This is a genomic window from Flavobacterium aquidurense (assembly GCF_001404985.1).
Lineage (GTDB): Bacteria > Bacteroidota > Bacteroidia > Flavobacteriales > Flavobacteriaceae > Flavobacterium > Flavobacterium aquidurense_B.
Window position 1 is genome coordinate 599,794 of the sequence record NZ_JRLF01000015.1, and the last position, 25,528, is coordinate 625,321.

General features: G+C 33.6%; 24 protein-coding genes. 16 read left to right on the plus strand and 8 right to left on the minus strand.

Going from position 1 to position 25,528, the window contains the following annotated elements; translation table 11 throughout:
- Nucleotides 1-230: 230 nt before the first annotated feature.
- Nucleotides 231-1,967 (plus strand): thiamine pyrophosphate-dependent enzyme, encoded by a 1,737-nt coding sequence (locus RC62_RS21120; RefSeq protein WP_055098319.1) that lies wholly within the window; start codon nt 231-233, stop codon nt 1,965-1,967.
- Between the two features lie 88 nt (nt 1,968-2,055).
- Here the strand turns inward: RC62_RS21120 and RC62_RS21125 are convergent, their stop codons facing one another.
- On the minus strand, nt 2,056-2,769 hold the full coding sequence (locus tag RC62_RS21125) for a hypothetical protein (protein ID WP_055098320.1): 714 nt from the start codon (nt 2,767-2,769) through the stop codon (nt 2,056-2,058).
- 228 nt (nt 2,770-2,997) lie between these two features.
- Nucleotides 2,998-3,417, minus strand: a complete 420-nt coding sequence (locus RC62_RS21130; RefSeq protein WP_055098322.1) for a hypothetical protein — start codon at nt 3,415-3,417, stop codon at nt 2,998-3,000.
- Nucleotides 3,418-3,651: 234 nt separating this feature from the next.
- Here RC62_RS21130 and RC62_RS21135 point away from each other — a divergent pair, with 234 nt between their 5' ends.
- The 14 genes from RC62_RS21135 (at nt 3,652) to RC62_RS21200 (ending at nt 16,673) form a co-directional block, all read left to right on the plus strand.
- On the plus strand, nt 3,652-4,569 hold the full coding sequence (locus RC62_RS21135) for a DnaJ C-terminal domain-containing protein (protein WP_055098324.1): 918 nt from the start codon (nt 3,652-3,654) through the stop codon (nt 4,567-4,569).
- Nucleotides 4,562-4,867, plus strand: a complete 306-nt coding sequence (locus RC62_RS21140; protein ID WP_055098326.1) for a chaperone modulator CbpM — start codon at nt 4,562-4,564, stop codon at nt 4,865-4,867. The genes RC62_RS21135 and RC62_RS21140 overlap by 8 nt, the downstream gene beginning before the upstream one ends.
- Before the next feature lie 169 nt (nt 4,868-5,036).
- Nucleotides 5,037-5,420, plus strand: a complete 384-nt coding sequence (locus RC62_RS21145) for a RidA family protein (RefSeq protein ID WP_055098327.1) — start codon at nt 5,037-5,039, stop codon at nt 5,418-5,420.
- Nucleotides 5,421-5,585: 165 nt separating this feature from the next.
- Nucleotides 5,586-6,818, plus strand: coding sequence for a chloride channel protein (locus tag RC62_RS21150; protein ID WP_055098604.1), 1,233 nt, complete (start codon nt 5,586-5,588; stop codon nt 6,816-6,818).
- Nucleotides 6,819-7,130: 312 nt separating this feature from the next.
- Nucleotides 7,131-8,135, plus strand: coding sequence for a DHH family phosphoesterase (locus RC62_RS21155; protein WP_055098329.1), 1,005 nt, complete (start codon nt 7,131-7,133; stop codon nt 8,133-8,135).
- Nucleotides 8,136-8,141: 6 nt separating this feature from the next.
- Nucleotides 8,142-8,783, plus strand: a complete 642-nt coding sequence (gene gldI, locus RC62_RS21160; RefSeq protein WP_055098330.1) for a gliding motility-associated peptidyl-prolyl isomerase GldI — start codon at nt 8,142-8,144, stop codon at nt 8,781-8,783.
- Between the two features lie 12 nt (nt 8,784-8,795).
- Nucleotides 8,796-9,872: a peptidylprolyl isomerase gene (locus RC62_RS21165; RefSeq protein ID WP_055098331.1), complete on the plus strand. Its 1,077-nt coding sequence runs from the start codon at nt 8,796-8,798 to the stop codon at nt 9,870-9,872.
- Nucleotides 9,873-9,915: 43 nt separating this feature from the next.
- Nucleotides 9,916-11,043, plus strand: coding sequence for a peptidylprolyl isomerase (locus tag RC62_RS21170; protein ID WP_055098333.1), 1,128 nt, complete (start codon nt 9,916-9,918; stop codon nt 11,041-11,043).
- 210 nt (nt 11,044-11,253) lie between these two features.
- On the plus strand, nt 11,254-12,150 hold the full coding sequence (locus RC62_RS21175; protein ID WP_055098335.1) for an EamA family transporter: 897 nt from the start codon (nt 11,254-11,256) through the stop codon (nt 12,148-12,150).
- A gap of 90 nt (nt 12,151-12,240) precedes the next feature.
- A complete protein-coding gene (locus tag RC62_RS21180; RefSeq protein ID WP_055098336.1) occupies nt 12,241-12,597 on the plus strand; it encodes a DoxX family membrane protein in 357 nt (118 codons plus the stop codon).
- Between the two features lie 29 nt (nt 12,598-12,626).
- The gene (gene aqpZ / locus RC62_RS21185) at nt 12,627-13,349 is read left to right on the plus strand and encodes an aquaporin Z (RefSeq protein ID WP_055098337.1); all 723 of its coding nucleotides are present in this window, start codon (nt 12,627-12,629) and stop codon (nt 13,347-13,349) included.
- Between the two features lie 138 nt (nt 13,350-13,487).
- Nucleotides 13,488-14,315 (plus strand): sterol desaturase family protein, encoded by an 828-nt coding sequence (locus tag RC62_RS21190; protein WP_055098605.1) that lies wholly within the window; start codon nt 13,488-13,490, stop codon nt 14,313-14,315.
- A gap of 120 nt (nt 14,316-14,435) precedes the next feature.
- Nucleotides 14,436-14,714, plus strand: a complete 279-nt coding sequence (locus tag RC62_RS21195; RefSeq protein ID WP_055098339.1) for a DUF2805 domain-containing protein — start codon at nt 14,436-14,438, stop codon at nt 14,712-14,714.
- A gap of 99 nt (nt 14,715-14,813) precedes the next feature.
- Nucleotides 14,814-16,673 (plus strand): peptidase M61, encoded by a 1,860-nt coding sequence (locus tag RC62_RS21200; RefSeq protein WP_055098340.1) that lies wholly within the window; start codon nt 14,814-14,816, stop codon nt 16,671-16,673.
- A gap of 408 nt (nt 16,674-17,081) precedes the next feature.
- On the opposite strand, the gene RC62_RS21205 is transcribed toward RC62_RS21200, so the two are convergent.
- Together RC62_RS21205 and RC62_RS21210 are read right to left on the minus strand one after the other, a co-directional pair.
- Nucleotides 17,082-17,525 carry a hypothetical protein gene (locus RC62_RS21205; RefSeq protein ID WP_055098341.1) on the minus strand — a complete coding sequence of 148 codons (444 nt, stop codon included), beginning with the start codon at nt 17,523-17,525 and terminating at the stop codon, nt 17,082-17,084.
- A 301-nt stretch (nt 17,526-17,826) separates the two neighbouring features.
- Nucleotides 17,827-20,154, minus strand: a complete 2,328-nt coding sequence (locus RC62_RS21210) for a GH92 family glycosyl hydrolase (RefSeq protein WP_055098606.1) — start codon at nt 20,152-20,154, stop codon at nt 17,827-17,829.
- A gap of 181 nt (nt 20,155-20,335) precedes the next feature.
- Here RC62_RS21210 and RC62_RS21215 point away from each other — a divergent pair, with 181 nt between their 5' ends.
- Nucleotides 20,336-20,959: a M949_RS01915 family surface polysaccharide biosynthesis protein gene (locus RC62_RS21215; protein ID WP_055098607.1), complete on the plus strand. Its 624-nt coding sequence runs from the start codon at nt 20,336-20,338 to the stop codon at nt 20,957-20,959.
- A 176-nt stretch (nt 20,960-21,135) separates the two neighbouring features.
- Here the strand turns inward: RC62_RS21215 and RC62_RS21220 are convergent, their stop codons facing one another.
- The 4 genes from RC62_RS21220 to RC62_RS21235 all read right to left on the minus strand — a co-directional run bounded on the left by RC62_RS21220 (nt 21,136) and on the right by RC62_RS21235 (nt 25,489).
- A complete protein-coding gene (locus tag RC62_RS21220; RefSeq protein WP_055098608.1) occupies nt 21,136-21,735 on the minus strand; it encodes a GNAT family N-acetyltransferase in 600 nt (199 codons plus the stop codon).
- Nucleotides 21,736-22,110: 375 nt separating this feature from the next.
- Entirely contained in the window at nt 22,111-22,467 is a 357-nt protein-coding gene (locus RC62_RS21225; RefSeq protein WP_055098342.1) for a hypothetical protein, read from the minus strand.
- A gap of 194 nt (nt 22,468-22,661) precedes the next feature.
- A complete protein-coding gene (locus tag RC62_RS21230; protein ID WP_055098343.1) occupies nt 22,662-23,840 on the minus strand; it encodes an AIR synthase related protein in 1,179 nt (392 codons plus the stop codon).
- A 164-nt stretch (nt 23,841-24,004) separates the two neighbouring features.
- The gene (locus RC62_RS21235) at nt 24,005-25,489 is read right to left on the minus strand and encodes a carboxypeptidase regulatory-like domain-containing protein (RefSeq protein WP_055098344.1); all 1,485 of its coding nucleotides are present in this window, start codon (nt 25,487-25,489) and stop codon (nt 24,005-24,007) included.
- Between the last annotated feature and the right edge of the window lie 39 nt (nt 25,490-25,528).

Here is a 25,528-nt window from a genome sequence, read left to right on the forward strand (position 1 = left end):
ATAAGGAAAAAATAAAACAGCTTTGTAAACCTTTCCTGCTTTTTCTCTCCAAAAAAATCAAGCTTTATTAGTCTGTACTTCTAAAAACCAAATCTTTTCATTAAATTTATAAAACCATACCAAATTGTTTTTTACATCATAACCAGATGTATCTTAAAATCTAATAATTAAGAAAGTAAACCATAACCAATGTTGATACTGTCTAAATATTAATTTTAAAAAGATAATCCATGAGTAAAATAGTTGCGGAACAATTAGTTGACATGTTGGTAGAAGCCGGAGTAAAACGTGTATATGCGGTAACCGGTGATAGTTTAAATCATTTTAATGATGCAATAAGAAGAAACGGAAAAATAAAATGGATTCATGTGCGACATGAGGAAGTTGGTGCTTATGCGGCAGCTGCCGAAGCAGAATTAGATGGTTTTGCTGTTTGCGCCGGAAGTTGCGGCCCAGGACATGTACATTTAATCAACGGCTTGTATGATGCGCATCGCTCCCATGTGCCTTTACTTGCCATTGCATCTACAATAAATACGAGCGAAATGGGAATGGATTATTTTCAGGAAACCAATACCATTAAACTGTTTGATGATTGCAGTTGCTACAATCAGATGATTATGACGGCTGAACAAGCTCCAAGAATTATACAAACCGCAATTCAACACGCATTAGGTAAAAAAGGTGTTGCGGTTATTGGTTTACCAGGAGATGTTTCTGAGCTAAAAGCGGTTGAAAGCAATATATCTACTCAATATTTTCATTGTAATCCTGTTATCAGACCTTCTGATACTGAATTGCAACATCTTGCAAAAGCGATTAATGAAAGTACCAAAATAACTTTATTTTGCGGGATTGGAGCTGAAAAAGCACACGATCAGGTGGTACAATTATCGCAACATATTAAAGCTCCCGTAGGATATTCTTTTCGAGGAAAAATGAGTATACAGCCCAATAATCCTAACGAAATAGGAATGACAGGGTTACTGGGGCAGCCTTCTGCTTATCACAGTATGCACGAATCTCACCTGGTATTATTATTAGGAACTGATTTTCCTTATGATAAATTCATGCCTTCTGATAATAAAATCATCCAAATCGATACTAGTACAGAACGTTTAGGCCGAAGAGCCAATCTCTATATGGGTTTATGCGGCGATGTGGCAGATACTATCGAAGCTTTATTACCATTGCTGGAAACCAAAACAGATGATAGTTTTTTACAAGCGCAACTTAAATTATATGCCAGTGTAAAAGAAAGTATGAATACTTATATCAACGATAATGGCGGAGAAGATACCATACAACCGGAATATGTAGCGCATATCATTGATAAATTAGCCAGTAATGATGCCATATTTACTGTAGATACGGGAATGACCTGTGTTTGGGGAGCACGTTTTATTAAAGGAACAGGAGAAAGAAAAATGCTGGGTTCATTTAATCACGGATCTATGGCAAATGCAATGCCAATGGCTATTGGAGCAGCGCTCGCACATCCTGAAAGACAGGTTATTGCTATGTGTGGCGATGGCGGATTATCAATGCTCTTAGGAGATCTGGCAACAATTCATCAATACAATATCCCAATTAAAATTATTGTTTTTAATAATCGCGCTTTGGGTATGGTAAAACTCGAAATGGAAGTTGGAGGATTACCGGACAATGAAACCGATATGGTGAATCCTGATTTTGGTCTAATTGCCCAGGCAATGGGATTTCAGGGTGTAAATGTTCACAAACCCGAAGAAGTACAGGGAGCGATCGAAAATGCATTCCGTCATAATGGACCCGTTTTATTAAATATTTTTACAAACCCAAATGCATTGGCTATGCCGCCAAAGGTAGAATGGGAACAAGTCGTGGGTATGGCAAAATCTATGACCAGATTAATGCTTGGCGGTAAAATGGAAGAAGTTCTGGATACAATTAAATCCAATTATAAACATTTGAAAGAAGGTATTTAAGGTTCAAAGTAGCAAAGGAACAAAGGTCCATAGGTTACAAAGTATAGCAACTTTGTTCCTTTGGACCTTTGTTGCTTTGAGTCTTAATTTACTCTTTTGTAACTATTATCGAAGCTTTAAATCCTGCTGCCAGATTATCCCAATAATCATTGGTTACTAATTGGCCTTTATCGTCATAAACCTGAATTTCGGCAGTATTTCCTCCAAGAGTTCCAATGTTTAATGCTTCAAAATCAAGCTTATTAAAACCATCAGAAAGATCAATTTTTACATCTTTAAAATTACCTTCTAAAAGTAGTTGGTCTCTTATTACTTTATCATTAGAAGAAACTTTTACCAAATCGCCATCTATAGCTCCAAAATCACGGAATTTTACAATAAAATATTTAGATTTTGTTCTAAAATCACCTAACGAAATATTTCGTTTTACCAACGTTCCGCGTCCTTCTTTTAAACCTGCATCTCTTAAGGCTTTATCTAAATCCTTTTCCATTTTAGGAACATAACGATCACCGGGATTAGCAAAATCGGTTTCGGTAGACATCGTGAATTTACTTTTTTCTGCTCCTACCTGCAATTGCGATTTTGGTGTAATACTGGTATTATCAAAAACATTAGGTGTTTTAATACTTGGCATATCCATATTGTCAGCCTGAGGATCTTTTACTTCCGGAAGAGGAGTTTTCTTTGGCTTTGCCCCAAATTTTGGCGCTGCAATAGGTCTGAATTTTGTACCAAATTCAGTTTGAGCTGAAACTGTGACAGCGGTAAAAAATAATATGAAAAATAAAATATGCTTCATTGAAAAAGTATTTATCGAATCGGCTTTTATAATTTTTATAAAATCAGTGTAGCTTCACAAAAATAATATAATTTAGTTAGGCGCTACAACTTTAAGACTATTATAACAATATATTAGGCTAATTTTTGGAAAGCAAAAAACTTGCCAAAAACATAAATACAAAAAATCCGATCAGCTTTTATACCAATCGGATTTTGAACACATTTATTCAATTATATAATAGAACGACTATTTATCTTGTACGATTACGGCAGTCAAAGTATTAAGGTCTAATGTTTTTCCTGCAGTATAATTAAGATGTACATCATCTGTATACGTTACTCCCGCCTCAACATATTCTACATATGTAGCTCTCTGAAAAACTTCGCCATCAGTAGTTTTAGCCGTAAACTTCACCGTGAAATTTCCTTGCTCATATTTGGAATATGATATTTTAGAAGTATTTTTTACAGCAAAATTAATTTCAAGCCAATCACCAGCAAACTTTTTTGATGTAATTGTTAAAGCAAAATCATCTACATTAAATGCAGTGCTATTTGGTGATGTATTATCATCATCTCTGTTTGAGCTGCAGTTTACCAATAAGATTGACATACTCAGTAAAAGAACAAAACTAATTGTTGATTTAAAAAAAGATAATTTTTTCATAAGTTAAAATATTAAGGTTAGGTGCTACATTATTTGTAGGCTTATTTTTGCAATATTATAAGATATAATCGCTAAAAACTATCAAAACATAAGATTTAACTTATATAATGGATTTAATTCTTTATATTTCTTAAAATAGCAATATTAAGGCGAAAATGCTCTTTTTACTTTGACATTTAATAAGTTATGATTAACTTCAATATTTTTAATTTATCTTATTAAAAATACAGCCAAATGGACTATATCGACTATTATAAAGTATTAGAAATCACGAAATCAGCAACTGAAGCCGAAATTAAAAAAGCATATCGAAAATTAGCCCGAAAATATCATCCGGATCTGAATCCGAATGACAAAGAAGCAGAGAAAAAATTCAAAGAAATAAATGAAGCAAATGAAGTTTTAAGCAATGCTGAAAATCGTAAAAAATACGACAAATACGGAAAAGACTGGAAACATGCTGATGAATTTGAAAAAGCAGGTTATGATCCTAATCAAAAACAATATTCCGGACAGCAAGGCGGAAGTCAAAATTATTCAGATTTTGGAGGTGATTTCTCAGGAAGTGATTTTTCTGACTTCTTCAATTCTATGTACGGTTCTGCAGGAAGAAACTCCAGAAGTCAGGCAAAATACAGAGGACAGGATCTTAATGCTGAACTACAACTAGACTTAGAATCGGCATATACGACTCACAAACAAAACCTGACTGTGAATGGCAAAAATATCCGAATTACAATTCCCGCAGGAGTGGAGAACGGACAAATTATAAAAATCCCTAATCATGGTGCAGCCGGAGCAAACGGAGGTCCGAATGGCGATTTGTATATTACCTTTTTAATCGATAATAATTCAGATTTTAAGCGCGAGGGAAATAATTTATATGCTAATGTTGATCTTGATTTATACACTGCAATTTTAGGAGGAGAAACTCATGTAAATACTTTTGACGGAAAGGTAAAAATTAAAGTGGCTCCTGAAACGCAGCCCGGAACTAAAGTAAAATTGAAAGGAAAAGGTTTTCCAGTATATAAAAAAGATAATCAATTTGGTGATTTATACATTACTTATACTTTAAAAATACCAACAAAACTTTCTTCAAAAGAAAAAGAATTATTTCAGGAATTAGCTAAATTAAGAAATCATGAATAGTAAAAACTTAATTCAAATAAAACAATTTTGCATCTATCACGAAATTGAAAATACTTTTATAACGGAACTTCACAATTATGGTTTGGTTAAAATAATTTTTCTTGAAGAAGATGAATATTTGGAGCCTGAACAATTACCAACTGTAGAAAAAATGATACGCCTGCATTATGATCTTAAAATCAATTTAGAAGGCATTGATGTTATTGCAAATCTATTGGACAAAATCGAAGTATTACAACAAAACCTTACTGCTGCTCAAAATAAACTTCGCCTTTATGAACAGCATCAAATTGAATAAACAAGCTCAAATGTTTTTACTTAAAATATCACAAAAAAGGATCAATTAACGAAATGATTTCGAAGGAATAATACTCTTTTTAATCTGTATATTTTATAAATTGCAGCAAAATTAACCAACCTGAATTTGATTTTTAAAAGAATAAAACGAATTCAATAAAATACTAAAAATGAAAAGAGAAAACATCTTAACAGGATCACTTTGGGAGGACAAAATGGGATATTGCCGCGCGGTAAGAATTGGCAATATCATTGAAGTTTCAGGAACTGTGGCTATTGTTGATGGAGAAAAAGTAAAAGCTGATGATGCATATGCTCAAACCTACAACATCCTGGAACGTGTTGAAAAAGTGTTAGAAGATTTAAATGTTGGAATGAAAGACGTAATCAGAACCCGTATTTTTACAACCAACATTGCTACTTTTGAAGATGTCGCAAAAGCTCACGCTTCATTTTTTAAAGATGTAAAACCTACAACAGGTTTTTATGAAATAAGTAAACTCGTTGCACCTGAATATTTAGTTGAAATTGAATTTACAGCTGTTGTGCAATAATATTAGCCACGAATATTTTTTTAGCTGCGAATTACACTAATTTTCGCGAATTATTTTTTTGCCACAGATTAGAAAGATTTAAAAGATTATTTTTGATCCCGAATTTTAAAATTAAAAAATTCGGGACAATTCGTGCAATTCGAGGCAGAAAAATCAAACTTATTAATGAGCTTTCAAAATCCAAAACAGATACTTTTTACAATTTTCAAATGGATTCTCATTTGTGTTTTGACAGGTATTTTGTCCGGATCTGCATCTGCATTTTTCTTAGTTGCTCTGGAATGGGTTACACAATATAGAATTCACCACGACCGTATCATCTGGCTTTTACCATTCGGCGGATTATTAGTGGGACTTAGTTACTATTATTGGGGAGAATCTGTCGTAAAGGGCAATAATTTATTGCTCGAAGAATATGAAAGTCCTAAAAAAGTGATTCCGTTTAAGATGGCTCCTTTGGTGCTTTTAGGAACCTTAATTACACATTTATTTGGAGGTTCTGCAGGTCGTGAAGGAACTGCTGTACAAATGGGAGGCGCAATTGCAGATCAATTCACAAAACTTTTTAACCTCGATAATTCCGAAAGAAAGATTCTAATTATTTTGGGAATCAGCGCTGGTTTTGCTTCCGTTTTTGGAACTCCTCTAGCAGGCGCAATTTTTGCCCTTGAGGTTCTGTATTTCAGTAAAATTAATTTAAAAAGCACTGTTTTATCTTTTTTAGTGGCTTACATTGCCTATTTTACAGTAGAATTCTGGCAGGTAAAACATACGCATTACAGTATTCCTGTTCTTCCTGATCTTACTTTTATAAATTTAATCTACGTTATCATCATCGGAGTTTTATCCGGTTTTGCAGCTTTACTTTTTTCAAGAAGTACTCATTTTTGGGGCTCTCTTTTTTCTAAAATTAAATATCCACCGCTGCGTCCTTTTATTGGCGGAATTATTTTGGCAATTGCCATTGCAGGCTTTGGCCTAACAAAATTCTCAGGATTAGGTGTTCCGGTGATTGTAGATTCATTTTCGAATGCAAACCCCTGGTACGACTTTTTACTTAAAATTTTATTTACAGGATTTACTTTAGGAGCAGGTTTTAAAGGCGGAGAAGTTACTCCGTTATTTTTTGTAGGTGCCACTTTAGGAAGTGCCTTATCTTTAGTAATTCCTTTGCCAATAGCTTTTTTGGCAGGTTTAGGATTTGTTGCTGTATTTTCCGGAGCTACCCATACTCCTATCGCCTGCACGGTTATGGGAATTGAACTTTTTGGAATTCAGCCTGGAATCTTTATCGCTATTGCCTGTATTATTGCTTACTTTTCATCCGGTTCTGTAGGAATTTACAAATCACAAATCGTTAAGGGAGCGAAATATAAGTTATATCAGAAGTGGTTTTAATTTAGTTTTCAGTCGCAGTTTCAGTTTCAGTCTCAGTCTCAGCCTTAATCTCTGTCGTAGTTTTTATCTCCAAATTCTGGAAATGAATATCAAACAAAATAAAGTCTGCTAATAAAATCCGTTAAAATCCGCGTTTTCGCTTTAGCGAATCTGTTTTATTTGTGTATAATGGTCTCATTTTTACAATCAACTCTGTTTCAGAAAACATAAAACTGAGACTGAAAACTGCGACTGCGACTGACAACTAATAAAAGTGTGTTAATCTGTAAAATGATTTCAACATTACATTAAAAAAATGTAAATTCGCACACTATGAAAATACAAGATATTCAAGCGATACAATTATTACTCGCAACCCCAAAGAAAATCGTTATAATTCCGCATAGAGGTCCTGATGGTGACGCTATGGGTTCAACCTTAGGTTTATATCATTTTTTATTAAAAAACAATCACCAGCCAACTGTGATTGCCCCAAACGATTTTCCTGATTTTTTAGCTTGGCTGCCAGGTTCTGAAACTGTAAGAATCTTTGAAAAAGACACTGAAAACTGTACCAAAATATTAGAAGAAGCTGAGTTGATATTCACACTGGATTTTAATGCTTTTCATCGTACCGGAGAAATGGAACATACTTTGGTAAAACTAAAAGCTCCGTTTATCATGATCGATCATCATCAAAAACCGGATGATTACGCTGCTTACACCTACTCTGACACCTCATTTGGATCAACTTGCGAAATGGTTTATAACTTCATTTCCTTTCTGGGAAAAAAAGAAGATATCGATAAGACTATTGCAACTTGTATCTATACGGGAATTTTGACTGATTCAGGTTCGTTTCGTTTTCCGGGCACTACAGGAAACACGCACCGTATTATTGCAGACTTAATTGATTTAGGAGTCGAAAACACCCAAATACCTGTTTTATTATTTGATAACAGTTCTTACAGCCGTCTGCAATTATTGGGTCGCGCTTTACAGAACATGAAAGTCCTTACCGAACATAAAACATCTTATACTTCTCTTACTCAGGACGAATTAGATTCGTTTGATTATGTAAAAGGCGATACTGAAGGAATTGTTAATTACGGATTGAGTATAAAAGGTATTGTTTTTACTGCTATTTTTATCGAAAATAAAGATGAGAAAATCATTAAGATCTCTTTCCGTTCACAAGGAGGATTCGATGTAAACCAGTTTGCACGAGATCACTTTAATGGTGGCGGACATAGCAACGCAGCTGGCGGAAGATCAGAAGTTTCTATGGAGGAAACCTTAAAGAAATTTGAAGATTTAGTAAATAAATTAAAAATATAATCCCACATGAACTACTTAAAACTAAGCATTTATACCCTACTTTTTGCTGTTTTATTTGTGAGCTGTAAACAGCACGAAGAAGCCAGAAGACCCATTTCTCAGGCTTCCGGTACTTTTATGAAAAAATCAGTTGACAGAAATAAAAAACTGGTAGCCAACGAAGAGGATGTTATAAAAAAAATAATCAAAAGCAATCCCAAAATAAAATACTACGCCACCAGAAAAGGATATTGGCTGTATTATGACGAACAAAACTCAGCTGATCCTGGAACACCTAAAAAAGGAGATATCGCTTATTTTAATTTGGAAGTAAAAGATATAAAAGGTAAAATCATTTACTCTGAAGCTGATCTTGGTCCGCAAACTTATTATGTAGACAAACAAGATATCATGATGGGATTACGTGATGGTATTAAAATGATGCATAAAAATGAAACTGTGACTTTCTTATTCCCTTCTCATATGGCATACGGATATCATGGAGACAACAAAAAAATAGGAACAAACCAGTCTTTAATTTGTACGGTGACCCTTCGTAATTTTGTACCGGATCCGGCAGCTAAAACTACACCTGTAGTGGGACAAACACAAAAACCTGTAACTCCAAAAGCTGTAACTCCAATTAAAAAAGATACAATAAACCCCTAACACATTTTAAAAATGAAAAAGAGTATTTTACTATTATTAGTAGCCGTTAGCTCATTATATTCTTGCAAGGACGAACACAGTAATTTGCCTGATGGTTTATATGCTGATATTGAAACCAATAAAGGACATATTATTGTTGAATTAGATTATAAAAAAGCTCCTGTTACTGTTGCCAATTTTGTCACTTTGGCGGAAGGTAAAAATGAATTTGTAACAAAAGATTACCTAAAAAAGAAACCTTTTTTTGATGGTTTAAAATTCCATAGAGTTATAGAAGATTTTATGATCCAGACCGGAGATCCTGAAGGAACAGGTTCCGGAGATACAGGATATAAGTTTAAAGATGAAATCACAGATTTAAAGTTTGACAAAGCGGGAGTTTTAGCAATGGCTAATAACGGTCCGGGAACAAACAGCAGTCAATTTTTTATTACGCATGTTGAAACACCCTGGTTAGACGGAAAACATACTATCTTTGGTCATGTAGTAGACAAAGGACAGGAAGTTGTAAATCAGGTAAAACAAGGTGATAGTATTGTTTCTGTTACAATTATTAGAAATGGTGAAGCTGCTAAAAAGTTTGATGCCGTAAAAGTATTTACAGATTACTTTTCAGATATTGCAAAAGAAAAAGGTAAATATGCAGGAGTTCAAAAAGAAAAAGTAGACTATTTTGCTTCTGTAAAACCTAAAACTACTAAAACAAATTCAGGTTTAGAATATTTAATTACAGAAAAAGGAACTGGTAAAAAACCAACAGCAGGAACTCAATTATACATTCATTATTCAGGATTCCTGGAAGACGGAACTTTATTTGACTCAAGTGTAGAAGAAGTTAATAAAGCTTTTGGAAAATTTGATGTTTCAAGAGCTGAACAACATGGATATCAGCCAATTCCGTTTCAGGCAGGACGTAAAGACGGTATGATTCCCGGATTTATTGAAGGAATCGAACAACTATCATTTGGAGACAAAGCGATTCTCTTTATTCCGTCACACTTAGCATACGGAGCAACAGGCGCCGGAGGAGTAATTCCGCCAAATGCAAATATTATTTTCGAAATTCAATTATTAGAAAAGCCACAATAACCCATATATTTAAAGATTAACGTAGACTTAAATTCGGAACATCATGAAGTTTAAATTTCTATTTTTATTTTGCCTGGCGGTAGTAAACATCCAGGCTCAAACCAAAAAGCCAGTGGCAAAACCAAAGGCTCCTGTTACAAAAGCAATTGCAAAAACAGATCCTAATGATGGTATTTTTGCCACTATATCGACTACTAAAGGAGACATCGTTGTATCGTTAGAATATGTAAAAACACCGGTAACAGTGGCTAACTTTATTTCTTTGGCAGAAGGAAATAACCCTAATGTAAAAGTAGAAAGACTGAAAGGAAAACCTTTTTATGACGGATTAAAATTTCACAGAGTAATCAATGATTTTATGATTCAGGGAGGAGACCCGGACGGAAATGGTTCAGGAGGTCCCGGATATGCCTTTAAAGATGAATTTGTTGAAGAACTGAAGTTTGAGAAAGGCGGCGTTCTTGCCATGGCAAATTCTGGTCCTGCTACAAACGGAAGCCAATTTTTTATCACACATAAGGAAACACCGTGGTTAAACGGAAAACATACTATTTTTGGTCATGTAGTTTCAGGAATGGACAATGTAAATAAAATTGTTCAGGATGATATTATGACAAAAATTACGATTACCCGTAAAGGTGATGCTGCAAAAAAGTTTAATGCTGTAAAAGTTTTAGCTGATGATGTAAAAAAACAAGAAGCTAAAAAAGCTGAATCTCAAAAAGTGGTAAAAGATAAAGCGGCATACTTTGCTGCTAATAAAGCAAAAGCAACTACAACTGCATCAGGTTTAAAATACGTTATTACAAAAAAAGGAACCGGCGTTAAAGGAGCTGAAGGTTCTGCAATCTATTTTCATTATGCAGGATATTTTGAAGACGGAAATTTATTTGACAGCAGTATGGCCAGCGTTGCAAAAGCTTATGGAAAATATGATGCAAATCGTGATGCCCAAAAAGGTTATCAGGCTTTTCCTTTTACTGTAGGTAAAAAAGACGGTATGATTCCGGGGTTTATTGAAGCATTGGATTTGATGACTGACGGTGAAAAAGCAATATTCTTTCTTCCTTCAAATTTAGCATACGGAGAAAAAGGTGCAGGAGGAGTGATTCCGCCAAATTCAACTTTGATTTTCGAAATTGAAACCTATCAAAATCAACCTGTAAAATAAGATTTTACTTTTTAAGATAATTTAAAAACCCATCAAAATATATTTTTTGATGGGTTTCTTTTTTTCTACAATACTATCAAATTCATAATTTTAAGACTTAAATTGATCTTTAAAATAAACTCATAACAGTATTTACATCTGATTTTTATCAAATCCTAAACTAAATAGCGTACCTTTGCCGGCTTTATTTTTTAAACTAAACAAGTTAAGATGTCACAAAACAATGTATTAAAGGGAGTTTTTTTAGTAGCAATAGGTGCTACAACTTACGGAATGTTAGCCACTTTTGTAAAAATGGCCTATTCAGAAGGATATACAACCGCTGAAGTAACCACATCTCAATTTATATTAGGAATTATTGGTATTTTATTGATAAACGCTTTTCAAAAAGCAAAACATAAAGAGAATGTTGTAAAAGCTACCAAAAAAAATATTTTTAGCTTAATGCTTGCCGGAACTTCATTGGGTATGACCAGTTTATTCTATTATCTGGCAGTAAAATATATTCCGGTTTCTATTGGTATCGTTTTATTAATGCAAACGGTTTGGATGGGTGTTTTACTTGAAATGATTTTAGAAAAAAAACTTCCTTCAAAACAAAAAGTAATTGCTGTATTTATAGTTCTTATCGGTACTGTTTTAGCAACAAATATTATTCATAATGATGTAACTCTTGATTGGCGTGGTCTTGCGTGGGGTATTCTGGCTGCAGCATCTTTTACTACAACAATGTTTACTGCAAATAGTGTGGCAACAGAAATTTCATCTGCACAACGTAGTTTATACATGCTCTTGGGCGGATCTATAATCGTATTTTCATTTGCAATTGCGACTCAGGTTACTCCTTTTAACTTTGAAATTTTCATGAAATGGGGAATTATTCTGGCGCTGTTTGGAACTATTATTCCACCAATGTTAATGACGGCAGGTTTCCCATTAACCGGAATTGGATTGGGAAGTATCGTATCTGCCCTTGAACTTCCTGTTTCTGTAATGATGGCTTATATATTATTAGATGAAAAAGTAATCTTGTCACAATGGATAGGAATCGTATTAATCATTCTTGCCATAATTATCATGAATGTAAATTTTAAGCGAAAAAATTAACTTATTTTGCGAACCATTAAAAAAATGTCATTTGTAATGCAATAATTGTTAATTTTTTTATAAATTCGTGACAAACAATTACATATCATCATGAATTTACCTTGGCATTTATATTTAATGGCTGTTCTCTATATTATTGCCGGATTAAATCATTTTAGAAATCCCGGAATGTACATCAGAATTATTCCGCCTTTTTTTTCAAACCCCAAATTAATAAATTTTTTAAGTGGAGGAGCCGAAATTGTTTTAGGTATCCTCCTAATGGTTAATTGCACAACAAATTTTGCTGCGTGGGGAATTATAGCATTACTAATTGCTGTATTTCCGGCAAATCTTTTCATGTATCAAAATAAAAAAGCAAGTTTTGGCTTACCAAACTGGATTTTATTTGTACGTTTGCCCTTACAATTTGTTTTGATTTTCTGGGCATACCAATATACCCTTTAACAATCAACTATTAATTAAATTATTTTATTATGAAAAAATTATTTGCAGAGTTCTTTGGAACTTATTGGCTAGTTTTTGGAGGTTGTGGAAGCGCACTTTTTGCCGCTGGATTTCCTACTTTAGGAATTGGATTTGCTGGTGTCGCACTTGCATTTGGTTTAACAGTATTAACGATGGCATATGCTGTAGGACATATTTCCGGAGGACATTTTAATCCTGCGGTTTCTCTTGGTTTATGGGCAGGCGGCAGATTTCCTGCAAAAGATCTTTTACCTTATATTATTTCACAATGTATTGGGGCAATTGCCGCTGCAGGAACATTATTTATCATCTGGACCGGTAAGGCAGGAAATGCAATTAATAATTTGCAGGCCGGAGCTTTTGCTTCAAATGGCTATGGTGCCTTCTCTCCTGACGGATATTCTTTGCAATCTGCATTTATAGCAGAATTTTTACTGACATTCTTTTTTCTGATCATAATTCTTGGAGCTACAGATAAATGTGCAAACACTAATTTCTGTGGTATAGCAATTGGTTTAGCCCTGACTTTAATTCACTTAATAAGTATTCCAATTACAAATACTTCAGTAAACCCTGCAAGATCACTATCACAAGCTATTTTTACAGGAGGAGAACCATTATCACAAGTTTGGTTATTTTGGGCAGCACCAATTTTAGGAGCTATTCTTGCCGGATTTATATATAAAACATTATTACAAAAGAACGATGAGCCCGAGCATACAGCTCAATAATCGTTAATTTTTACATTATAACTTACTTTTAAAGAGAAAATCAGATATATTTATATTCGGTTTTCTCTTTTTTTATATGCCAATACTTTAAGTTTTTTAGAAAACAGATGAAACATGTATCAATCTAATTTTACTTTTATGAATGATATTATAGCATATTTTAGTACGATTCCGTCCTCACACAGAAGTTTAATACTCATTGGGGGAATTACAATTTTTTGGATAATAGAAAACACATTTCCCTTGTTCAGGATGCAATATCGAAAATGGCAACATGCCGGAATCAATTTCTTTTTGACTTTTACCACTATTATTGTCAATTTTGTTTTAGCTTTTATCTTAATTAAAACTGCAAACTGGACAACTCAAAATAATTTTGGATTGCTGCAATGGCTTCCTAAAATACCAATTTGGCTGTATACTCTCATTGGTTTACTTTTATTAGACCTGATTGGTGCTTATCTTGCCCATTATATTCAGCATAAAATAAAATTTTTATGGCGGTTTCATATCGTTCACCATACAGATACATGGATAGATACAACAACTGCTAACAGGCATCATCCCGGCGAAAGCATCATTAGGTTTATATTTACAACTCTCGGTGTTCTAATTGTTGGAACTCCAATGTGGATGGTTTTTTTATATCAGAGTCTGTCTGTTATTTTTTCACAATTTAATCATGCAAATATTTCTCTACCCCATAAACTGGATGCTATGTTGAGTTATTTTATTATTTCTCCTAATATGCATAAAGTTCATCACCATTATATTCTACCTTATACAGATAGTAATTATGGTAACATTTTTTCTATTTGGGATCGGATATTTGGCACTTTTACAACCCTTCCAACAGAAGAATTAATTTATGGAGTAGACACGCATATGAGCCTGGAAGAAAACAACAAATTGAAAAATTTATTGAAAATTCCGTTTCAAAAATCGAGATCTGCAAAAAACAGTTAAAATCATTAAAAAAAATATCACAGATCGAACCAACTAATTATTTTTTTTATTAATATTGATACTTAAATTGAAAATCAATCTATTAATCATTAACCCCTATTTTGAATTAATTTTCACGTGATGAAAAAGAGTAACCGCAAAGAATTGAATTGGGAACAAACCGAAAAACTTGTTTCGTTAGCCTTAGAAGAAAAAAATCCATTTGAGATCATAAAAAAGGAATTTGGATTGGCAGAAAAAGAAGTTCTGGAAATCATGAAAAAGAAGATGCCACTTGAAAAATTTGAAATGTGGAAAAAGAAGGCAATTGCAAATAAACCAAAACCGAAACCCGTTAAAATAGATGATTTTGATGAAGATCTGGATGGTAAATATTATATAAAAAACAAGCTAGACTAAAACAGAACTCCTGAAATTCAGGAGTTTTTTTATATTTTTAATCTAATTGTAACTTTTTTGCTTTTTATAAGTCAAATACAAATAACTAAACACTAAGAAATGAAAAAAATACTTTACACCTTAGCTCTTGCAGTCACTCTTTGGAGCTGTAAAACGGGAAGCTCATCTGGTGCAGCAAAAAGCAATGTCGTAGACGTAAACATAAATCTAATTGACGTAAAAGACGATAAAGTTTTAGTCACTGTTACGCCACCACAAATCAAAACTGACGAAATCATTTATAGCATTCCAAAAACAGTTCCGGGAACTTATTCTACTGATAATTATGGTAAATATTCTGATGGATTTAAAGCTTTTGATGCTAAAGGCAATGAATTGACAGTAAAAAGAATTGATGATAATTCCTGGTCAATTTCTAATGCAAAAACATTAAAAAAAGTCACTTATCTGGTAGGTGACACTTTTGATACTGAAAAAGGAACCGGATTTGGTAATGACGATGTTTTTTCGCCGGCAGGAACCAATATCAATGCAGGAATTAACTTCATGGTTAACACACATGGTTTTGTAGGTTATTTTCAGGATAAACTAAATGTACCTTACAAAGTTACCATCACGCATCCTGAAACACTTTGGGGCGCAACTTCTATGACTGATGAAGATGCCAGCAAAACAAGCGACGTTTTTACAACACCTCGTTATGCTGTTTTAGTCGAAAATCCTATCATGTATTCTAAACCGGATTACACCACTTTTAACGTAAACGGAATGGATATTCTGATCGCTGTTTACTCTCCTACCGGAAAATTTACTGCTGAAAGTATTACTCCGGAAATGAAAACCATGATGACAGCGCAAAAAAACTTTTTAGGTAAAGTAAATGCTACTAAAAAATATACAGTTTTATTGTACTTATCAAGTATGGCTAAAGATGACGCGCATGGTTTTGGAGCTTTAGAACATCCTACGGCAACTACTGTTGTTTTACCGGAATCTATGCCAAAAGAAAAATTAGTAGAATCTATGAAAGATGTCGTTTCTCATGAATTTTTTCATATTGTAACTCCTCTTACCATTCACTCAAAAGAAATTCAGTATTTTGATTATAATGCTCCAAAAATGTCAGAGCATTTATGGATGTATGAAGGTGTAACAGAATATTTTGCTAACTTGTTTCAAATCAATCAGGGATTAATTGGCGAAACTGAATTCTATACTCGTATTGCAGATAAAATAGAACAGGCAAAAGATTTAAACGATACAATGTCGTTTACTTTAATGAGTAAAAATGTGCTGGAACAACCTTACAAAGACCAATACTTAAATGTATATCAAAAAGGTGCATTAATTGGTATGTGCATTGATATTATCATTAGAGAAAAGAGCAATGGAGAAAGAGGAATCCTGGATCTAATGCATAAATTAGCTAATGAATACGGTGTTGAAAAACCATTTAATGATGACGAGCTTTTTGCTAAAATCACACAGTTGACTTATCCTGAAGTTGGTGATTTTTTAACCAAATATGTAGCTGGGACAACTCCAATTCCTTATGATTTTTATTTGGCAAAAGTGGGCGTGACAAAAGCATCTGAGAAAACTCCTGGAGCAATTTTCATTAAAGGACAAACTCCATATATTGGTGTTGATAAAGCAACCAAAATAATTAGCGTTCGCCCTGATGTAGATCCAAATGTGTTTTTTACTAATTTAAATCTTAAAGCGGGAGATCAGATCATTTCTGTAAATAATAAAACTTATAATTTAGATAACATCTATGATTTGATCACAGAAAGTGAAAACTGGAAAGAAAATGATCCAATTACTCTTAAAATCAAACGTGCCGGAGCAGAACAAACCATAAAAGGAACTGTAAAAATACCATCCGAAGAAAAAGAAACGTTTAAAGCTACAGACGCTTCAAAAGAGAAACTTAAAAATGCATGGTTGAAAGGATAATTTTCTTTGATCAATCATCATAAAAAAACCGACAAGTGATTGTCGGTTTTTTGTTTTAGTTATAGCTTTTCTAAAAATTATAATATTAAAAATTAGGAGCTATTTCCTGCTGTCCACTGTATCTTTTGTGGTGAACCCCACCACAAAGGATGCCGTTCCCATCAGGGCTAGGGATTTAGGTGTTTTAAGAACTGTAGTGTAGTACCGACTCTTGCCTTATGAAAAAAAAACCGACAATCACTTGTCGGTTTTTTGTGTTTGAGTTCTGTTTGTCATTTCGAGGAACGAGACCCGAGCGATAGCGAACAGGCGAAGCAAATCACACTCGTAATTCGACAAAGATTAGCACTCTACTTTGCGGAGTTTCTAGTGTGATTTCTCCCTCTGGTCGAAATGACAAGATTGTGCTTATTTCTTAGCCGGAAATTTCCAGTCAAATTCGTCTTTATCATTGATGATCGCTCCTACTTCGAATTTTACAACTTCGTCAAATTCAGTTTGAAGAATAAACCAATTGTCTTCGTTGAAATAGTTTTCGAAAGTATCAAAAGTTTCCTGAGTATATTTTGTGATTCCTTTTGTTCCTAAATCTTTCTTTACATCAGCAATTTTTCTTCCGATAAGCTTGAACCCGAAAACTTCCAAATCATTGCTTGAAGCCACTACATAACCTAATTTCAAGTCTTCTTCCTGATAAAATGTCAATCTGATTTTTTGTGCGTTGTATACAAAAATCACATTGTCATCTTCGTCTTTATAATTTTTATCTGGTTTTCCTAAAGCAGCGGTTACATCGTTTTGCTTCATTCCGAAAAGCAATTTATCAATTCCTGATTTTAGATTTATTTTCATATTTAATTGTCTTTATTTGAAATGCAAATTTCGTGAAGTTTTTTGTTATTTGCCACGAATTCACGAATTATCACGAATTTAATTATGGTTAATTATAGAACTAATCAAAATTCATATAGTCAGGCTGAGCGAAGTCGAAATCCTCTTCTCTTAAAAGCCTTCGACTCTGCTCAGGGCGGAATCAGTGAACTAACAAGTTTTAAAAATCTGTTAGGTTTACATTTCAATTAAATACTAAAATCCTAAAAAACTTAGCAACTTAGTATCTTAGTCCCGAAGCTTTGGGACAGCATCTTACCTTTTAATAATTCTTCTTATTTGGTTTTGCATTCATATAAAAAATAATTTTTCCGCCATTAATAACATCTGTATGTTTCAGGAAAGGCTTATCTAATTGTTTTCCGTTTAAAAGTACTTTACTCACAAACACATTTTTATCAGATTGATTCACGGTTTCTACTTCAAAATTTTTCCCGTTTTCTAAATTAAAAATTGCTTTTTTAACCAATGGACTTCCTAAAGCGTATTCATCAGAACCGGGTGCTACGGGATAAAATCCTAAACTGCTAAAAATATACCAAGCGCTCATTTGTCCAAAATCATCATTTCCTCCTAAACCGTCAGCACCATTTCGGTACATTTTCTTCAGGATCATTCTGATTTTATCTTGTGCTTTCCAAGGCGAATTTGTCCAGTTGTACAAATAAACAACGTGGTGTGAAGGCTCGTTTCCGTGAACATAATTCCCAATAATTCCGTCTCTGGTGATATCTTCTGTATTTTCAAAATACTTGTCCGGTAAATGCATGCTGAACAATGAATCTAATCTCACATTAAACTTATCGTTTCCTCCCATCATTTTAATCATTTCAGCAGGATCTTGCGGAACATATAAACTATAATTCCAAGAATTTCCTTCAATAAAACCTTGTCCATGCGTATCTAACGGATCAAATTCTTTTTTGAAAGTTCCATCATTTAATTTCGGTCGCATAAAACCTGTTTTTGCATCATATACATTTTTATAATTTTTAGATCTTTCAATAAATTCATTATAAATATCTGTTTTACCTAATTTTTTTGCTGCCTGAGCAATTGCCCAGTCATCATAGGCATATTCCAATGTTTTAGATACAGATGATCCGTTTTTATCTTCAGGAACATAACCTTTTGTCATATAATATTCCAATCCGTCATAATAAGGCACTTTTGCTGTATTTACACAAGCCTGAAGTGCTTTCTCAGGATCAAAATTACCATTGCCTTTTACAATTGCATCTGCAATTACTGAAACGGAATGATACCCAATCATACACCAGTTTTCATTGGCATAATGCGACCAGATTGGCAACATTTTATGCACGCTTTGATCCGAATGTGCCAGCATCGAACTAATCATATCCGAATTTCGCGCTGGCTGAACCAAATTGAATAAGGGATGTAAAGCTCTATAAGTATCCCATAAGGAATAACTGGTATAATTTTTAAAGTTTTCGGCTTTATGAACATTCATATCCAGACCTTTGTAGTTTCCGTCTAGGTCCATATATTCTGTTGGTCCTAAAAAGGCATGATACATTGAAGTATAAAAGTTTACCAGATCTTCTTTTTGAATGGTTTCAACCTGAATTTTATTCAATTCATTATTCCATACTTCCTGGCTTTGTTTTTTTACTTTTTCAAAATCCCAACCCGGAACTTCTTTTTTCATGTTTTCAAGTGCACCAGCAGAACTCACAGGCGATAATGCCATTTTTATTTTGATCTTCTCGCCTTCTTCTGTATTAAAATCAAAAAATAGTTTCAGGTTTTGACCCGCCATTTCCGGGAAATTCTTTGTTTGGTCAAATCTTCCCCAAAATCCTCTGTAAACACTTTTTTCCAGTGCTGCTTGTCCGTAACTTTTAATAGGTTTACTAAACGACATCGCAAAATAAACTGTTCTGGTTCTTGCCCAGCCATTTGTCTGGCGATATCCCGTAATTAAAGTATCGTTCTCAACACGAACAAATGTCCATACATTTTTTTTATCGTAGTTATAAATTCCCGAAGTCAAATCCAGAATAATATGCGATTCATCAGATTTTGGAAAAGTATATTGATGCATTCCAACACGGGTTGTTGCAGTAAGTTCAGCTTTAATTTTATGATCCTCAAGAAATACGCTATAATAAGCCGGCTCTGCTTTCTCTGTCGAATGAGAAAATGCAGATCTGTAACCTGATAAAGGTTTGGATGCGACTCCCGGATTCAATTGTAATTTTCCGGTTGTAGGCATAATTAAAAAATCGCCTAAATCAGAATGTCCTGTTCCGCTAAAATGGGTATGGCTAAAACCTACAATCGTTTTATCTTCGTACTGATATCCTGCACAATATTTATAAACTTCGCCATTATATTTTCCGTTTAAGCCGTAAGCAATCGTATCAGTTTCAGGACTTAGCTGCACACTCCCAAACGGAACTGTTGCACCAGGATAGGTATGTCCCATTTTCGCGGTACCAATCATTGGATCGACGTACTGAATTAAATTACGTTTTTCGATTGCTTTTTTCTGTGCATTAACTGCATAACCAAGCACTAAAAATGATAATCCAAAAAGAAGACTTTTGCCATTTATTCTATTCATCAGGTATTTTTTTAAAAGCATTATTTTTTTTCTAAAACAGCATTACGCATTTACTAAAACGATTTACCAATTGTTTTAGGTTAGAAAAATACAACAAAAAATGATTTTTAAAAAATATAAATTCTATTCAACTAAAAAGCTTTTAAATATCTTTGATTCTATAAAAATGCAACCTTTACTCATGAAGAATTTTATTTTATTGTTATTGATTTCTTTCTCAACATTTAGTTTTTCACAAAAAACAGAAAGCTATAAATTGACAAAACAAGAAATAACCGAAAGAGAACTGGATCAAGTTTCAGATTTTCCTATCTATAAAGCTTTCGAATGTTCAGACAAAGGCGGTGTATATGAATTGCTTTTATGCGAAAATCAAAAAAAGATTTCTAAAAAAGATACCTTAAACACTAAAATTCAAGCTATTTGCACTATGAATGATCATGGTGGATTTCTTGAAAAATGGCGAATAAATGATTTGCTCGAAGACACAGAACCTAAAGAAACTAATATTTGGTTCTGGACAAAATATTGCAGTATCAAAGATCTTGACGGAGATGGACATATAGATCCTGTAATTGTTTATGGAACCAGAAATGAAAATGATGAAATAAGGCGTATAAAAATTATTACGGTTTATAAAAATAAAAAATATGCAATTCGTGCAGTAGAATGTGATCTTGATGATTGCAGAAGTTTTAAAAAAGATAAAGAATGGAATACTTTACCTCAAAAAGTAAAAACTTACTTAGATAATCTAGTAATAAAATTAAGAAAAGAACAAGATCTTCTTTTGAAAAACGGATAGGATTGTTAAATTTCAATTTTTTAAATTTCAAATTCAATTTAAATATTGGGTAAATCCTTGCTGGACTGGACTAAAGTCCAGCCCTACAATATGAGTAAAGCCTATGTCTCTTTTTTTCGTTGATCGTCTTGACTAAAGTCTAGCCCTACAATATGGGTAGAGCCTACAGCTCTTTTTTAAAGCTTTTGCTTTAGGTTTTCTTTTACTTCGTTGAACCATTCGTTTTTAAGAATACTCAAAACAATCGAATCACGACGTACTTCGCTATTTGCTGTTGGCATATGACTTCTTAAAACGCCTTCGACTTTACAGCCAATACTTTTCATGGCAGCAATGCTTCGCTCGTTATTGTTATCAGCACGAAATTCTATACGCTCCATTTCCAGAGTCTCAAAAGCAAACTGCAGCAATAGAAATTTACAATGCTTATTAAGTCCTGTTCCTCTAAAAACAGATCCGTACCAGGTATATCCTAATTGTAATGTTTTATAATCAAGTTGAATATCATAAAAACGGGTTGAACCTGCGTATTTTTGAGTTTTTTTATCGAAAACTATAAACGGAAGTTCCCTTTTGTCTTCACGCGCTTTTATAGCAGACTGAATGTATTTGATTAAATTTTCTTTTCCGTTGGCACCAACTAATGAATATTTCCAGGTTTCTGGTTCGTTGATCGATATTTCTAATAAATTATCGACATCTGATTCTTGCAAAGAACGCAGTAGAACCAAATCGTCTTCTAAAATAATATTGTCTGAGAAATTGAATGTATTCATGGGTTTTATTTCTTTTGCCAATCCCAACTCCTAATTCGGATAAAGTGATTTCAATAGTTTTTATTTTGGGATTCAATGTGTAGTCCCTACGGGACAAATCATGTATTTATAAATATGTTTTTCTACCAATATTTGATCTCTACGAGATATCACTTTGCTAGATTTATTCTGAAAATATAAAGAATTAATCTCTACGAGATATTTACCTTTAAACATTTATTCCGTTAGGAACTAAATATTGGTAAAAAAAAGAACAACAGACAAAATTGTCCCGTAGGGACTATACTTTTGAGAATCTCTGTGAAATCTCTATACGCTTTGTATTATACCTATTTCACAGATTCGCGAAATAATCACAAAGACTGACAAATTTTATTACTCACTCATTTCGTCATAACGCTCCGGAACTTGCGGATCGTATAAAGGAAGTTTGAATTCCTCCATCAATTCAACCAACTTATTCATGGTTTTACCTTCGGTTCCATAACAGTCAATTTTGATGCTTTGTGGTGTTGAAATTACCTGAAAGGCACCTTTTCCGGAGTTATTTTGCCAGCTGTTTTCATCGACTTTTTCCCATTGAGAAAATACAGAAGCAATTCTGTTGATGATAACCTGAACCGGAAGTATTTCAAGACCTTCGACTGTTTCTTTTTCTACAAGAGCTTCGTAAACTTCGTGGTGGTTTAGGTAAACTTCTTCTAAATATTTCCAAAAAAGTAATTCGTACATAGCCTGATGTTTTTTAGCCCCGATAGTAGTGAAAATCCTTTTATTTTTTTCTTTAAAAAATAAAAGATTGTAACGGATAGCGGGATTAGCTCCTAAAAAAGCTAGTTATTAATAAAAAAAAAGTTCTGTTGTAAACTCCAGTATATAAAACCTTTGCAACTCAGAACCTTTGTAACTTTGTAACTCAAAAAGTATTAATATTCGAATGTTCCGTATTCGCTGGTGATGGTTAATTTCTTAGCATCTGCCGCTTCTACTCTACCTACGATTTGTGCATCGACATTGAATGATTTTGAAATTGCAATAATATCTTGTGCAATGTTTTCAGGAACATAGATTTCCATACGGTGACCACAATTAAAAACCTGATACATCTCTTTCCAATCGGTTTTTGATTGCTCCTGAATTAACTTGAACAATGGCGGAACCGGAAATAAATTGTCTTTTATAATGTGTAAATTCTGAACGAAATGTAAAATTTTAGTTTGTGCTCCTCCACTGCAATGCACCATTCCGTGAATCTCGTTTGGTGTGTAGGTGTCTAAAATTTTCTTGATGATTGGTGCGTAAGTTCTGGTTGGAGAAAGTACTAACTGACCTGCGTTTATTGGGCTGTTCTCGACTTTATCAGTTAAGTTTACCTGACCTGAATAAATTAGTTCTTCAGGAACAAGTGCATCGTAACTTTCAGGGTATTTTTTAGCTAAATATTTTCCAAAAACGTCGTGACGGGCAGATGTTAATCCGTTACTTCCCATTCCGCCATTATAACTTTTTTCGTAAGTTGCCTGTCCAAAAGAGGTTAGACCAACAATTACGTCTCCAGCTTTTATATTGGCATTATCTACAACATCGCTGCGTTTCATACGAGCAGTTACGGTAGAATCTACAATAATAGTACGAACAACATCACCAACATCAGCCGTTTCTCCTCCAGTTGAATGAATGGTTACACCAAAAGATTTTAATTCGTTGATTAATTCTTCGGTTCCATTGATGATTGCCGAAATTACCTCAGCGGGAATTAAATTTTTATTTCTTCCTATTGTAGAGGAAAGCAAAATATTATCTGTTGCGCCAACGCATAACAAATCGTCGATATTCATGATTAAAGCATCCTGAGCAATTCCTTTCCAAACTGAAATATCTCCTATTTCTTTCCAGTACATATACGCCAACGACGATTTTGTACCTGCGCCGTCTGCGTGCATTATTAAGCAATAGTCTTCGTCCTGTGTTAAATAATCAGGAACGATTTTACAAAATGCTTGAGGAAATAAACCTTTGTCGATATTTTTTATGGCGTTGTGTACGTCTTCTTTTGATGCCGAAACACCTCTTTGTGCGTACCTTTTGCTTGAATCTGAACTCATGAAACTTAGTTTGTGTTGATGTGGTGCAAAGATAATCTCTTTTTTTAATTCTTGGGGTTATACGATTTAAAATTAGAATATTTGATTCATAAAAAAATTCGGCAGGTTTTATGGCGCTGCCGAATTTTTAGGGTAATTGGTTTTAAAAAATTTGGTTCCTGAAATCATTCCCAATCCGGCATAACAGTTCCCGAAAACAATACGATTCTTGAATTGACAACGCCTGTAGTTGCTTTTACAGTATTTTTGATCGAAATACCATCATTTGAAGTATTGATAAAAATCAGTTCTGATTCGTTTGGAGAATACCGAACGTCCAGATCATTTGTTCCTGAAATTTTATCTGTCACGATTTGTGATGTAATTCCGGTTGCAAAATTATACTCAAAAATCCTGGAATCTAACTGGCGATAGTTGGAACTTTCATATCCTGAAACATCTCTGGTATACACTATTTTTTGTCCGGTTATTGAAAAATTTAACCCGCCAACTGCTCCATTTATACCGGAAAGAATGGTAGCTGTTACTGCTCCGGAAGTATCAATAACATAAATCTCAACATTATAACCATTTGCATCATTTACTTTCAAGGCCATTTTAGATCCATCAGCACTCCAGTCACATTCAGATATAAATTTGCCGTTTGGTGTTTGAAAAATTTTCGTTAAACCACTTCCGTCACTATTGATTTTGTACAATTTATCAAAATTAGGATAAATAAGTTCACTTCCTGAAGCATTCCAGGAATACCCGATATAATCTGAATTAAAACCAGCAACAGGTACAGAACTTGTCACTTTTTTGATACCCGTTCCGTCAAAATTCATGGTATAAAGATCATTTTGAGAACCATTTGTTCCTATAAAAGCAATTTTCTTAGCTTGATTATTTCTTCTTGGACGCCAGTAATTTTTATCTGAACTGGTTAATTGATATTGTTTTCCGGCATCATCAGCTGTAAAAATTACATTATTATCATTTATATTTTTCACAAATAAATATCGTGTTGCAGGAAAAGCAAGTGTAGTAAATGTGCTTACTGTGCTTAAAACTGGTGTATTAACACCATCTGTTACTTCAATTTGCCAATAATACTTTGTACCATATATTAAGTCTGTCAGTGTTAGTTTGTTTTCTTTTATGGGCTCATAAACTTTCACGTCGCTATTATTACTATTTCTAAGCGTGATTTTAAAAATAAGTTCATCTTTATCAGGATCTGTATCTGTCCAGGTTAAGTCGAGAGATACTGCCTGAGCTGTACTATTATCTACGGGACTTACTAATACCGGAACTGTTGGCGGTTTATTATTGGCTGTCGCTTTTTTGAGTTCAAAAACAACTTCAGAGGTGTTATTTCCGGTTAGGGTAACGGCTTCAAATTTTGCGACGAAACCATCTTTTTGAGCCTGAAAAGAGTATTCGCCCGCTTTTACGTTCGAAACGATAAATTTACCTTCGGCATCTGTAAAAACTGTACTTGTAGTTGGGCTGGAAAGTATTTTAACGTTTTCCATAGGTTCAAAAGTATCTGCATTGACGACTCTTCCGGTAACGGTACCAAATTCATATTCTCCTATTTTTTCTTCGCTGCATGAAACCAAAAACAATAAAAAAAGTACACTTGATATTTTGTATAAATACTTCATTATTAATTTGTTTTTAAATTTAAACTTTATCGTTATATC